14 protein-coding genes are annotated in these 12,710 nt (G+C 68.8%); 8 read left to right on the forward strand and 6 right to left on the reverse strand.

What is annotated here, in order from left to right; translation table 11 throughout:
• Positions 1 to 17: 17 nt before the first annotated feature.
• The gene (locus tag BM417_RS38255) at positions 18 to 1,052 is read left to right on the forward strand and encodes a serine hydrolase (protein WP_177320839.1); all 1,035 of its coding nucleotides are present in this window, start codon (positions 18 to 20) and stop codon (positions 1,050 to 1,052) included.
• A gap of 111 nt (positions 1,053 to 1,163) precedes the next feature.
• On the opposite strand, the gene BM417_RS38260 is transcribed toward BM417_RS38255, so the two are convergent.
• Genes BM417_RS38260 through BM417_RS38270 form a run of 3 tightly spaced genes read right to left on the reverse strand, consistent with a single transcriptional unit; the run spans position 1,164 to position 4,106 of the window.
• Positions 1,164 to 1,970 (reverse strand): sugar phosphate isomerase/epimerase family protein, encoded by an 807-nt coding sequence (locus tag BM417_RS38260; RefSeq protein WP_093604658.1) that lies wholly within the window; start codon positions 1,968 to 1,970, stop codon positions 1,164 to 1,166.
• Positions 1,952 to 2,971, reverse strand: coding sequence for a dihydrodipicolinate synthase family protein (locus BM417_RS38265; RefSeq protein ID WP_093604660.1), 1,020 nt, complete (start codon positions 2,969 to 2,971; stop codon positions 1,952 to 1,954). Before BM417_RS38265 ends, BM417_RS38260 begins: the two co-directional genes overlap by 19 nt.
• Positions 2,964 to 4,106 carry a Gfo/Idh/MocA family protein gene (locus tag BM417_RS38270; protein ID WP_093604662.1) on the reverse strand — a complete coding sequence of 381 codons (1,143 nt, stop codon included), beginning with the start codon at positions 4,104 to 4,106 and terminating at the stop codon, positions 2,964 to 2,966. The genes BM417_RS38265 and BM417_RS38270 overlap by 8 nt, the downstream gene beginning before the upstream one ends.
• Positions 4,107 to 4,228: 122 nt before the next feature.
• On the opposite strand from BM417_RS38270, the gene BM417_RS38275 reads away from it, so the two are divergent.
• The 3 genes from BM417_RS38275 to BM417_RS38285 all read left to right on the forward strand — a co-directional run bounded on the left by BM417_RS38275 (position 4,229) and on the right by BM417_RS38285 (position 7,686).
• A complete protein-coding gene (locus tag BM417_RS38275) occupies positions 4,229 to 5,245 on the forward strand; it encodes a LacI family DNA-binding transcriptional regulator (RefSeq protein WP_093604933.1) in 1,017 nt (338 codons plus the stop codon).
• Positions 5,246 to 5,353: 108 nt separating this feature from the next.
• Entirely contained in the window at positions 5,354 to 6,664 is a 1,311-nt protein-coding gene (locus BM417_RS38280; RefSeq protein ID WP_093604664.1) for a hemolysin family protein, read from the forward strand.
• On the forward strand, positions 6,661 to 7,686 hold the full coding sequence (locus BM417_RS38285) for a hemolysin family protein (protein WP_093604666.1): 1,026 nt from the start codon (positions 6,661 to 6,663) through the stop codon (positions 7,684 to 7,686). The genes BM417_RS38280 and BM417_RS38285 overlap by 4 nt, the downstream gene beginning before the upstream one ends.
• On the opposite strand, the gene BM417_RS38290 is transcribed toward BM417_RS38285, so the two are convergent.
• Complete coding sequence (locus tag BM417_RS38290; protein ID WP_218164696.1) at positions 7,683 to 8,021, reverse strand: cupin domain-containing protein; 339 nt, start codon at positions 8,019 to 8,021, stop codon at positions 7,683 to 7,685. The two genes, BM417_RS38285 and BM417_RS38290, sit on opposite strands and share 4 nt — an antisense overlap.
• Positions 8,021 to 8,797 carry a carbon-nitrogen hydrolase family protein gene (locus BM417_RS38295; RefSeq protein ID WP_177320840.1) on the reverse strand — a complete coding sequence of 259 codons (777 nt, stop codon included), beginning with the start codon at positions 8,795 to 8,797 and terminating at the stop codon, positions 8,021 to 8,023. The genes BM417_RS38290 and BM417_RS38295 overlap by 1 nt, the downstream gene beginning before the upstream one ends.
• Before the next feature lie 55 nt (positions 8,798 to 8,852).
• Between BM417_RS38295 and BM417_RS38300 the strand changes: the two genes are divergently transcribed.
• A complete protein-coding gene (locus tag BM417_RS38300) occupies positions 8,853 to 9,470 on the forward strand; it encodes a GntR family transcriptional regulator (RefSeq protein ID WP_245822545.1) in 618 nt (205 codons plus the stop codon).
• Here BM417_RS38300 and BM417_RS38305 read toward each other — a convergent pair.
• Entirely contained in the window at positions 9,431 to 10,801 is a 1,371-nt protein-coding gene (locus BM417_RS38305) for an MFS transporter (RefSeq protein WP_093604674.1), read from the reverse strand. The two genes, BM417_RS38300 and BM417_RS38305, sit on opposite strands and share 40 nt — an antisense overlap.
• Before the next feature lie 46 nt (positions 10,802 to 10,847).
• Here BM417_RS38305 and BM417_RS38310 point away from each other — a divergent pair, with 46 nt between their 5' ends.
• The 3 genes from BM417_RS38310 (at position 10,848) to BM417_RS38320 (ending at position 12,705) form a co-directional block, all read left to right on the forward strand.
• On the forward strand, positions 10,848 to 11,543 hold the full coding sequence (locus BM417_RS38310) for a DUF2848 domain-containing protein (protein WP_093604935.1): 696 nt from the start codon (positions 10,848 to 10,850) through the stop codon (positions 11,541 to 11,543).
• An 84-nt stretch (positions 11,544 to 11,627) separates the two neighbouring features.
• Positions 11,628 to 12,224, forward strand: a complete 597-nt coding sequence (locus BM417_RS38315) for a dihydrofolate reductase family protein (RefSeq protein WP_093604676.1) — start codon at positions 11,628 to 11,630, stop codon at positions 12,222 to 12,224.
• Complete coding sequence (locus tag BM417_RS38320; protein WP_093604678.1) at positions 12,202 to 12,705, forward strand: GNAT family N-acetyltransferase; 504 nt, start codon at positions 12,202 to 12,204, stop codon at positions 12,703 to 12,705. Before BM417_RS38315 ends, BM417_RS38320 begins: the two co-directional genes overlap by 23 nt.
• Positions 12,706 to 12,710 lie beyond the last annotated feature (5 nt).

Raw genomic sequence — 12,710 nt, forward strand, 5'->3', positions numbered from 1 at the left:
CTGTTTTGATTGCGCTCATGACTTTGAACCGCAGGTCCGTGTTCGGGCTGGGAACCGTCGCGGCCGCGACGGCCGTGCTCGGCTCCAACGGTGCAGCACAAGCCCAGGAAGACGCGGAGGTAGAGATCGAACGCTCCCCGGCGACGGCCGACCGGTCGCGCAGGCGCGTGGCCCAGATCTACAAGCGACAGGCCCGCAAGGCGAAGGGCAGCTGGTCGTCGCTGATCACGGTCGCCGACCTCGACGGGACGACGAAAGCCGCTGTCGACGAGGACGCCGACAAGGTGGTCGAGGCCTACAGCGTCAACAAGATCGCGGTCGCGGTCGCGGTGCTGGACAAGGTGGACCGCGGGCTGATCAAGCTCGACCAGACGGTCACCGTGTCAGCCGCCATCGTCATCCAGGACACCGACGGCATCTTCGCGCTCGACGGCGCGTACCCGAGCGAGGTCACGGTCGGCCACGCGCTGGCGAACCTGCTGACCGTCTCGGACAACACCGCGGTCCGCCTGTGCGGCCTGGTCGTGCCGGCGCTGGAGCTCAACGAGATCCTGCGGTCCAAGGGCTTCGTGCACACGCAGGTCGTCCCGGTCGCGAACCCGAACCGGTTCTTCCTCGGCACCACGACGGCGCGTGAGACGCACACGTTGCTGCAGAAGCTGGTCGACGGTCAGCTGCTCTCGGCCGCGTCCACCGCGTACCTGCTGAACATCCTGCGCGCGACGGCGAGCTTCACCGACGGCGTGCGGCTCAACCTCACGACGAACGAGCGTCTGCGCGTCGCCACGAAGGCCGGTTGGTTCGAGGACGGCCGCAACGAGGCCGGGATCATGTTCAGCGCGGACAACCGGGCGATCCTGATCTACTCGATGTTCGCGTCGGGAACGTTCTCCGGCGACAAGGCCGTGAACGACGAGGACTTCAGCACCACACACCCGGCCGTCGCGGCCCGCGCGGAGCTCGGACGGTCCATGTTCGACGCCGTCATCAAGATCACGACCACGAAGCCGAAACATCGTGCAAAGGTTTACAGGGTCGTCAACGGCGGCTGATTCCTGAGATTTATCTGAAATCTGGACCAAAGAGCACTGATTTTCGGATATATACATACCAACGCCGGGGTCGGTCGTCGCCGCCGTCGACGACCGGCTTCCCCGCGTTGGTCAGAGCGCCGGTTCCACAATGTCGTGGTACCTGCGCGTCACCTGTTCGATCACCTCGTCGAAGTCCGCCGCCCAGATGGCCGCGTTGAAGATCTCCACTTCGACATCCCCCGAATATCCGGTCGCCGCGACGTGCCGCGTCAGCCGGTCCAGGTCGATGTCTCCGTCGCCGGGATATCCGCGTCCGAGCAACACATCGGCGGGCACGGGCGTGAGCCAGTCACACACCTGATACGACGCGATGTGCGGCCCCGCGCGCACGATCTGCGCGTCCAGGTCGGGATCCCACCACACGTGCAGCGCGTCCACGACGACGCCGACCGACTCGTGTCGTTCGGCGATGTCCAGCGCCTGCGCCAACGTCGACAGCACGCCGCGATCCGCGCAGAACACCGGATGCATCGGTTCCAGCGCCAGGACCACGCCCGCCTGCGCCGCGTACACCGACAGTTCCGCGATGGCGTCGGCAACGCGCTGACGTGCGCCGATGAGGTCCTTGTCGGCCGCCACTCCCCCGACGACCATGACCAGCGTGTCGGTGCGCAACGCCGCCGCCTCGTCGATCGCGCGGCGGTTGTCGTCCATCGCGCTTCGGTTGTCCACGGCGGTGAGGAACCCTCCGCGGCACAACGACGACACGCGCAGTCCGGCGTCCGCGACGAGTTTGGCGGTGCGTTCCAGGCCGTGGTCCGCGACGGGTTCGCGCCACAGTCCGATCGATTCGATGCCGTGCCGCGCACAGCCTTCGACGGCCTCGGTGACCGTCGCGCGTTTGATCGTGGCCTGGTTCAGCGAGAGGCGAGCCATTGGCTCCACCGCCGTTCCGCGAACTCCGGTTCGATCACTCCGGCGATCTCCGCGAGACGTTTCGCCTCGGCCAGGTGCTCGACGCTCCGGGCTGATTCCAGGCCGCCGAGGAGTTGGAATCGTTCCTGATGTCCGGCCAGCCACGCCAGGAACACGACGCCCGTTTTGTAGTAGTAAGTCGGCGCGCTGAACAGATGGCGGGACAACGGAACCGTCGGCGCCATGATCCGGTGGAACTCGTCGGTGTCGCCCTTGGCCAGTTCGGCCAGGGCACGAGCGGCCACCGGCGCGATCGGGTCGAAGATGCCGAGCAGCGCGTGGCTGTGGCCCTGCTCGTCGCCCGCGATCAGGTCCGGGTAGTTGAAGTCGTCGCCGGTGTAGCAGCGGACGCCGTCCGGCAGCGCGCGCCGCAGGCCGATCTCGTGATCGGCGTCGAGCAGCGAGACCTTCACGCCGTCGATCTTGTCCGGCCGCGAGTGGATGATCTCCAGGAAGTTCCGGGTGGCCTGCGGGATCTCGCCGGCGCCCCAGTAGCCCTCCAGCTTCGGGTCGAACGCGGTGCCGAGCCAGTGCAGGATCACCGGTTCGCTGACGCGGTCGAGCAACGTGCCGTAGACCTTCTCGTAGTCCTCTGGGCCGCGTGCCGCCGCCGCGAGCTGACGTGAGCACATCAGCACGGGCTGTGCACCGGCTTCCTGGACGATGTCGAGCTGTTCCAGGTAGGCGTTCAGCACGTCGTCGAGGCCGGGCTCACCGGTGAGGTGGTCGGTCGCGACGCCCGCGCAGATCCGTCCCGTCTTCTCGGCGGCGCTGCGGCGGACGAGCTCGGCGGCCGTCGGCCAGTCCAGGCCCATGCCGCGTTGCGCGGTGTCCATGGCCTCCGCGACGCCCAGGCCGTGCGACCACAGGTGATGCCGGAACTCGAGGGTCGCGTCCCAGTCGACGCTGTGTTCGTCCTTCGCCACAACGTGTGCCGCGGCGAACACGATCCGGCTAGACATCGGCGATCTCCACTCGGCGACCCTCCGAAGAGGACTGCAGACCGGCCGCCGCCAGCGCGACGCCCCGTGCCCCGGCGCGGAAGTCGTGCGGGAACGGCGCGCCGTCGTAGACGTGCCGCAGGAACTCCGCCCACTGCACCTTGAAGCCGTTGTCGAACTCCTCGTTGTCCGGCACCTGCTGCCACTGTTCGCGGAACGGGTGCGTGACCGGGAGATCCGGGTTCCAGACGGGCTTCGGCGTGACGGCGCGGGTCTGCGCGAAGCACTCGCGCAGACCCGCGACCGCACTCCCCTCGGTGCCGTCCACTTGGAACTCGACGAGCTCGTCGCGGCGCACGCGCACGCACCAGGACGAGTTGATCTGGGCGATGACGCCGTTCGCGATCTCGAAGATCCCGTACGCGGCGTCGTCCGCGGTCGCCTCGTAGGCGTTGTTCTGCTCGTCCCAGCGGGTTGGAATGTGCGTGACGGCCTTCGCCGTGACGGCCTCGACCCGGCCGAACAGGTCGTGCAGCAGGTAGCTCCAGTGGCAGAACATGTCCGAGACGATGCCGCCGCCGTCCTCGGCCCGGTAGTTCCAGCTCGGGCGCTGCGCGGGCTGCCAGTCGCCCTCGAAGACCCAGTAGCCGAACTCGCCGCGCACACTGAGGATCCGGCCGAAGAAGCCGCCGTCGATGAGCCGCTTGAGCTTGCGGATGCCCGGCAGGTACAGCTTGTCCGCCACCACACCGTGCCGCAGGCTCAGCGAGTCGGCCAGGCGCGCGAGCTCCAGGGCCTGCTCGACGGTGTCGGAGACCGGCTTCTCGGTGTAGACGTGCTTGCCGGCCCGCAGCGCCTTCGTGATCGACTCGACGTGCCTCGACGTGACCTGCGAGTCGAAGTAGATCTCCACGGACGGGTCCGCGAGCGCCGAGTCGAGGTCCGTCGTCCACCGCGCGAGGTCGTGCCGCTCGGCGATCTCCTTGAGCTTGTCGGCGTTGCGGCCCACGAGGACCGGTTCCACCTTCAGCACGGTCCCGTCCTGCAACCGCACGCCCTCGTCGCGCAACGGCAGCAGTGAACGGACCAGATGCTGGCGGTATCCCATCCGCCCCGTGACGCCGTTGACCGCCACGCCAATGGTCCTGACCGCCATCGCACCTCCCTGGTAGCAGCGCTGGAAAGCGCTTTCCCGCCACGCTAATCGCGGTGCTTCACGGCCGTCAACCTCCTCGCGAGTTAGTCTCAGCGCTCACATGCACGTTGACGGAGGTGGTCGTGTCCGCCCGACAGGTGACGCTCGCCGAGGTGGCGAAGCAGGCGGGTGTGTCGCTGGCGACCGCTTCTCGCGTGCTCAACGGCAGCACGCGGCAGGTGAGCGAGGATCTGAGCGAGCGCGTCCTGCGCACCGCGGAGGAGCTCGGCTACGTGCCGAACGCGTCCGCGCAGGCGCTGGCCCGCAACTCCAGCTCGCTGGTCGGGCTGGTGGTCCACGACATCACCGACCCGTACTTCTCGTGCATCGCGGCGGGGGTGACGAGGGTGGCCGAGGCCGCCGGTCTCTCGGTCGTCCTCGGCACGACCGGGCGCCGTCCGGAGCGTGAGGCGGAGCTGCTTTCTACTCTGCGTGCGCATCGGGCGCGTGCGGTGGTGCTCGCCGGTTCCCGCACCACGGACCGTGCCGCGCAGTCCCGGCTCGCGGCCGAGATCGACGCGTTCACCGAGCAGGGTGGGCGTGTCGCGTGCGTGTCGCAGGCGAAGCTCGGCACCGACACGGTCGTTCCCGGCAACCGTGCGGGTGGTCGCGCATTGGCCCGTGCGCTGGCTGAGCTCGGGCACAAGAAGTTCGCCGTATTGGGTGGACCTTCCGAACTCGTGGTGGCCCGCGACCGGCTCGCCGGGTTCAAGGCGGGGCTCGCCGACGCCGGGATCGCGCCGCCCGTGGTGATCAACGGCGCCTTCACCCGTGACGGCGGGTATGCCGCCGCGATGGAGCTGCTGGGGTCGAAGTCGCGCTCCACCTGCGTGTTCGCCGTGACGGACGTGATGGCGATGGGCGCCATGGCCGCGCTGCGCGAACGGGGCGTGCGCATTCCGGAGGACATCTCGATCGCCGGGTTCGACGACATCCCGACGCTGCGCGACACGGTTCCGGCACTGTCCACCGTGCGCCTGCCGCTGGAGGAGATGGGCGAGATCGCCGCAGGTCTCGTGCTGGACGCCGGGGGTGACGAGGCCCGCACCATCCGTGTGGCGGGTGAGGTGGTGCTCAGGGCCTCGACTGCCCACAATTAGACTCGTCTGGCTATTCACGTACTTAGTCATGAGGAGTTGAGCCGTCCCCATGGGGTCTGGCCCTGGCTGGCATACCAACCCGGTCATCCGCTCGCTTGGAGCGCGTAGGTGACCGGAATACTTCTGAGCGTGCTCGGTCTGGTCGCCGTCGTGGCGCTGACCGCGGGCACCTTCATCGCGGTGGCGGCGGAGTTCTCGCTGACCGCGCTGGAACGAAGCACCGTCGAACGCCATGTCGCCGAGGTCGGTGACGCGAAGGCGCGGACCATCGACCGTGCGCATCGCACTCTCTCGTTCCAGCTCTCCGGCGCACAGCTCGCCATCACGCTGACCACGCTGATCACCGGTTACATCGCGGAGCCCGCGATCGCGAACCTGATCGAGCCCGGCCTCACCGCGGTGGGCGTGTCCGGGCCGGTGGCCGACTGGTTGTCGCTGGCCCTGGCGCTGGCGATCGCCACGTCGTTGTCGATGGTGTTCGGCGAGCTCGTGCCCAAGAACCTGGCGATCGCGAAGCCACTGGAGACCGCGCGGGGCGTGGTCAGCATCCAGGCGGGGTTCTCCACGGTCTTCCGCTGGTTGATCAACTGGATGAACAACTCGGCGAACTGGCTGGTCCGGCGCCTGGGTGTCGAGCCGGTCGAGGAGCTGGCGTCGGCGCGGTCGCCCGAGGAACTCGGCGCGTTGGTTCGCAGTTCGGCCGAGCACGGCACGCTGGACCAGGGCACCGCGGTGCTGCTGGACCGGTCGCTGCGCTTCGGTGACCGAACCGCCGGCGAGCTGATGACGCCGCGTGTGCGGGTCGAGGCGTTGCGGGCCGACGCGACGGTCGCGGATCTCGTGCTGAAGGCACGGGAGACCGGCTTCTCGCGGTTCCCGGTGCACAACGGCTCGTTGGACGAGGTGAGCGGGATCGTGCACGTGAAGCAGGCGTTCGCAGTGCCTTCCGCTTTGCGCGTGTCCACTCCCCTGTCGGCGTTGACCCGGCCCGTGTACTCGGTGCCGGAGACGCTCGAGGGCGACGCACTGCTGGACCGGCTGCGGGCGTCCGGGCTCCAGACCGCGCTGGTCGTCGACGAGTACGGCGGCACGGCCGGGCTGGTGACGCTGGAGGACGTGGTCGAGGAGATCGTCGGCGACGTGCGCGACGAGCACGACCGCGGTGAGGCGGCGCCGGTGCGCTCGCTGGGCAAGGACAGCTGGATCGTGTCCGGGCTGCTGCGCGACGACGAGGTGGCCGAGGCGACCGGGTTCACCATGCCCGAGGGCGACTACGAGACGCTGGCCGGCCTGGTGCTGGCGCGGCTCGGACGGATCCCGGACGTCGGCGACGAGATTCGCGTCGACGGCTGGAGGGTGACCGTCATGCGGATGGACAAGCACCGCGTGGCCGAGCTGCGGGTGGTGTCGTCCTCATGAACTTCCTCGTCATCGCTTTGCTGCTGGCCGGTAACGCCTTCTTCGTCGGCGCCGAGTTCGCGGTGATCACCGCGCGCCGGGATCGACTGGAAGCGTTGGCGGACAAGGGGTCCGCACGGGCCCGTACCGCGATCAAGGCGTCGCAGGAGCTGCCGTTGCTGATCGCGGGCGCGCAGCTGGGCATCACGCTGTGCTCGCTGGGGCTGGGCGCCATCGCCGAACCTGCTCTGGCCTCCGTGCTGGAGGGGCCCCTCGGCGCCATCGGGTTGCCGCTGGCCGTGGTGCACGGTGTGGCGTTCGCGGTGGCGTTGGTCATCGTCGTCGCGTTGCACACGATCCTCGGCGAGATGGTGCCGAAGAACCTCGCGATCGCCGGTCCCGAACGGGCCGCGGTGTGGCTGGTTCCCGTGCACTACGGGTTCTCGCGGATGATCGCGCCGGTGTTGGCGCTGTTCAACGCCGTGGGCCGGTGGGTGCTGCGCCGGTTCGGCGTGGAGCCGGTCGACGAGCTGGAGTCGGCCTACACGCCGGACGAGCTGGCGTTGCTGATCGGCCAGTCCCGGTCCGAGGGGCTGCTGGAGGACTCGGAGCACCGGCGGCTGGCGCAGACGTTGTCGTCCGCCGCGCGCACGGTCGCCGATGTCCTGGTGCCGCTGGAGAAACTGACGACGGTGTCGGCCACGCCCACCGTGGGCGAGATCGAGAACGTGGTCGCGACGACCGGGTTCTCGCGCTTCCCCGTGCTCGCCGATGCCAGGCTGATCGGGTACCTGCACGTCAAGGACGTGCTGGATCTGGAGGGCGCGGAGACCTCGGTGCCGCGTGATCGTGTGCGCGGGTTGCCCGAGGTGCCCGTCGACGCCCGTCTGGACGAGGCTCTGGCCGCGTTGCGCCGGGCTCAGTCGCACCTCGCGCGCGCGGTGGCCGCCGACGGCACGGTGATCGGTGTCGTGGCGTTGGAGGACCTGGTGGAGGAGTACGTGGGCACCGTGCGCGACGGCACCCACGTGCGCTGGGTCTAGGTGCTGTGGCCGGGGGCTGTGCGGATTTCCAGCATCGTGCAGCCCTCGTCCGTCCGATAGGGACCGTGGGGCATTCCGGGGCGGCGGCTCGCGAAGTCGCCGGTCCGGAACGTCCTGCCGAGGGTCAGATCGGTGAGATCGCCCTCCAGCAGGTAGACCTCCTCGTGGTAGTCGTGGCGGATCACGCCGCTCGTTTCGAGGCCCGGTTCCCAGCGGGCGATCCTCGTGAGGGTCGAGGTGTCCGGGTCGCGGCTGAGCACGCGTTCGGTGACGCCCGGATCGGCCGGGCGCCAGTCGATCGCCTCGACCGGGAAGAACTCGTGCTCCTCACGCATCACAGCCTCCGGTTCGCCAGCACGGGCAGCTTCGCGCGGACCTCCTCGACGACCTGAACGTCCACATCGGACAGAATTGTGCCGGGGGCTCCGTCGAGTCGCTCGCGCACCGAGCCGAGCGGGTCGATCACCGCGCTGCGGCCGATTCCCGTTGGGGCGGAACCGTAGTCGGCGTCGGGGTCGGCTTGACCGCAGGCGAGGATCCAGGACGTCGCGTCCAGGGCGCGGGCCTGGACCAGCAGGTCCCACTGGCCCGCCTTGCCGGGGCCCGCTCCCCAGGAGGCGCCGAGCAGGATGACCGGCGCGGTGGTGGCGAGGGCGCGGAAGAGTTCGGGGAACCTGACGTCGTAGCAGGTGGCGAGGCCGATCGTGGTGCCGTCGACCTCGAACGTCACGGGCTTCTCGCCGGGGGTGACGTTGTCGGACTCGCGGAAGCCGAACGCGTCGAACAGGTGGATCTTGTCGTAGCCGAGGTGCAGGCCGGCGCCGGTGACGAGCGTGGTGTTGGTGACCCGGTCGCCCTCGCCCGGTGTGAACATGCCGGCGACCACGACGACGTTGTGCTCGTCGGCGATGTCGCGGACCGCTGTCGCCCACGGGCCGTCGAGCGGTTCGGCGATCGGCTTCAGTGGCACGCCGAAGCGGCACTGAGTGGCTTCCGGGAACTGCACCACGCGTGCGCCGTTCGCAGCAGCAGCGGCTACTTCGGCGCGGACGGTGGCAAGGTTCTCCTGCGGATCAGCGGTGGAACTGATCTGGCACAACGCGAAGCGCATGATCCTCCTCTGGTATACATGTTGTATGCAGGGTGCAGCCAGGGATAGCGACAGTTTGTCTGGCAGAGAAAAGGCCTACGAGTTCCTCAAGGACACGATCCTCGCCGACCCCGAGATGCAGGGGCGGTTCATCAGCGAGCAGGACGTCGCCAACCAGATCGGTGTCTCCCGCACGCCGATCCGTGAGGCCCTGCTGCTGCTCGCGGCCGAAGACCTCGTCCAGCTCGTGCCGAAGAAGGGTGCGTACGTCGCGCCGTTGTCGTCGCGGCAGATCAGCGAGTTGATGGAGCTTCGTGGCGTCATCGAGCGGTACGCCGCCGAGCGCACGATGGGCGACGGCATCGTTCCGTTGCGGAAGATGCAGGAACTCATCGAGCAGCAGCGGTTCCTGGTCGAGGACGCGCGGCAGTTCATCGACGTCGACAGGCAGTTCCACGCGCTTCTGGTGGCGGCGACGGGCAACGAGCTGCTGACGAAGACCTACGAGGGGCTGCGCGCACGGCAGGTGCGCGCGGGTGTGGTCGCGTTGTACCGGGCGCACGGCAGGCAGCAGGCCGTGATCGACGAGCACAACGAGATCGTGGCCGCGCTCGAGTCCGGAGACGTCGGCGCGGCCACCGCGGCGATCACCGCTCACTTGGACACCACGCTGAAGGTGCTGCTCGGCACCTGATTTTGGGGCTGAGCCTCGTCCTCCTGCGGGTTGCGGCCCAGCTTGAGGCCGATCAGCGTCACCACGCACGCCACCGTGACGTAGAGACCGACGACCACCCACGTGCCGAACCCGGCCAGCAGCGCGGTGAAGAGCAACGGGGCGATCGCGCCGCCGATCACGCCCGCGAGCGTGTAGGCGAGTGAGCTGCCGGTGTAGCGCAGGCGTTCGGTGAACTGCTCGGAGATGAACGCGGCCTGCGGCCCGTACATGAACGCGTGGAAGCCGAGTCCCACCACGACCCCGAGCACGATCAGCGGCCACGACTTCGTGTCGATCAATGGGAACAGCACGAACGGCCAGATCGCGCCGCACACCGCGGCCGCCGCGTAGAGGCCGCGCCGGTTGACCCGGTCGGACAGCCAGCCGGCGAGCGGCATCAGGAACAGCTGGAAGCCCGAGGCGATCAGCACGGCGACGAGGCCGACGTTGCGCGGCAGCTTGAGCTGGGTCGTGAGGTAGGTCAGCACGAACACGGTGTGCAGCGCGTACAGCACGTCCGGGCCGACGCGGCACAGCACGGCGGCGACCAGCGGCCGGGTCTGCGTGCGGAACACCTCGCTGATCGGCGCGGACGGACGGTCGCCGCGTGCCTCGATCGCCTTGAAGACCGGGGTCTCCTCGAGCTTCACCCGGATCCACAGGCCGAAGATCACGAGCACCGCGGACAGCAGGAACGCCACGCGCCAGCCCCACGACATGAACGCGGCGTCCGACAGCGCGACGCCGAGGAGCGCGAGCACGCCGTTCGCCATCAGGTTGCCGGCGGGCGGGCCGATCTGGGCGGCCGACGCCCAGAAGCCGCGTTGCTTCGGGTCGCCGTACTCGCTGGACAGCAGCACCGCGCCGCCCCACTCGCCGCCGAGGCCGACGCCCTGCGCGAACCGCAGCATCACGAGCAGCACACCGGCCGCGGGGCCGATCGCGGCGTGCGTCGGCAACAGACCGATGAGCAGCGTCGCGATGCCGGTGATCAGCAACGTCGTGACGAGCACGCGTTTGCGGCCGATCTTGTCGCCGAGCCGGCCGAACAGGAACCCCCCGAGCGGCCGGGACAGGTAGCCGACGGCGTACGTCGAGAACGCGAGCAGCGTCGCGGTCAGCGGTTCGGAGCTCGGGAAGAACAACGGGCCGAGCACGACGGCCGCGGCGACGTTGTAGATCGCGAAGTCGTACCACTCCAGGGCGGTACCGGAGAGCGAGGCCACGAAGGCGCGTACCAGGGCCGAACGAGGTACGTCCGGTGACGTGGCTGTCGTTGCTGAACCTGTATTTGAAGTTACTGGCGGCATGGCGTAATACTGCCTGTATACAACTCGTATGCGCAAGGAGTACCGCATGTCTACTGCTCGTACACAGCTCGCTACGCTGGTCTTTGGTCTTCCCGACGGCAGCACCACCGAGGTCGCCGTGACGACCTTGCTCAACGGCGGATACGCGGGTCGCAGCCAGGACGACGTGGCCGCTCACGTGCGCGAACTGGCCGAACTGGGCGTGCCGGCGCCGTCCGTGACGCCGAGCCTCTACCCCGTCTCGCCGTACCTCGCGCAGCAGACCTCGACGGTCCCCGCGCAGCACGGCAGGACGTCCGGCGAGGCCGAGTGGGCGCTCATCGTGACCAGTGATTCAGATGTCCTGCTGACGGTCGCATGCGACCACACGGACCGCGCGCTGGAGGTGCACGGCGTCGCGTGGAGCAAGAACGCCGGCCCGGACGTGCTGGGCCGCAAGGCGTGGCGGTTGTCCGAGGTGGCGGACCGGATCGACGCGATCGAGCTCACCGCGTGGGCCGACGGCGTGGAGATCCAGCGCGGCACCCTCGCCGAGCTGCTGACCCCGCGGTACTGGGTGGAGCGGCTGCGCGAACTGGGCCTGCTCAAGCCCGGCACCGTGCTGCTGTCCGGCACGATCCCGATGCACCACGGCGTGGACCAGTTCGCGTCGAAGTGGCGGGTAGAGCTGCGCGACCCCGCCACCGGTGATGTCATCGACTGCGACTACGAGGTGACGAGGCTGCCCGACCCCATCGGCTGAGCCGGTATGCGCCTCCTGAGGCCTGTCGAGATCGGTGTCGCTCGTTCGACTCATGGGCGACGGACGAGCACAGGGAGGCACAAGATGGGCAAGGTCTACACGGGCGCCAGCACCTCGATCGACGGTTACGTCTCGGGCCCGGACTTCTCCGGCTTCGACAAGCTGTTCGCCTGGTACGAGGCGGGCGACATCGCGTTCACCGTCCCGACCGGCGCCATGACGGTCAACCTCACGCCGGCCAGCGCCGCCTACTTCGGCGGGCTGATCCAGGCGACCGGCGCGTTGGTGGTGGGGCGCAAGCTCTACGACTTCACCAACGGCTGGGGCGGCCGGCACCCGATGGGCGTGCACACGGTCGTGCTCACCCATCGGCCGTTGGAGGACAACGAGCACTTCACGTTCGTCACCGGCGGCATCGCAGAGGCAGTCGCGGTGGCGCAGAAGCACGCGGGCGAGAAGGGCGTCGGCCTGAACTCCGGCGAGATCGCGCGTCAGGCGATCGACGCGGGCCTGGTGGACGAGATCTTCCTCGACCTGGTGCCGGTGATCCTCGGCGGAGGCACGCCGTTCTTCGCGCCCGGCAAGGGATACGAGCTGGAGGGACCGATCTCGGTCGTGGAGAGCACCTCGGTAACCCACCTGCGCTACAAAGTGAAGTATGAAGCTCCGGAGACTGACTGACGCCGACGCGGCGGAGCTGTTCCAGGCCGTCACGGAGTCGCTCCCGCATCTACGCCTGTGGATGCCGTGGGCTGCCAACGGTTACGACGCGTCGATGCTGGCGGAGTTCCTCGCCGACGCCGCACAGGGCTGGGACCGCGGGACGCTGTTCCCCCACGCCATCACCGTCGACGACGCGATCGTCGGCCTGGTGACCGCGAACCGGAACCGCGGGGCCGATCTCGTGGAGATCGGTTACTGGCTGCATCCCGCGCACACCGGACAGGGTCACGCCACCGCCGCGGCCGCGGAACTGGTCGAGTTCGCGTTCGCGCTGGACGGCGTGCGCAGGATCCAGATCTGGCACGACGAGGCGAACGTCGCGAGCAGCGGCGTGCCGCGGCGGCTCGGGTTCACCGAGATCGACCGCCGCACACCGCCGCGCGAACCCGCGATCGGCAACCGCGTCGGGGTGGACGTGGTGTGGGAGCTGCGCCGCTAGGGAAC

The organism is Lentzea waywayandensis, from assembly GCF_900115955.1.
Taxonomy (GTDB): domain Bacteria; phylum Actinomycetota; class Actinomycetes; order Mycobacteriales; family Pseudonocardiaceae; genus Lentzea; species Lentzea waywayandensis.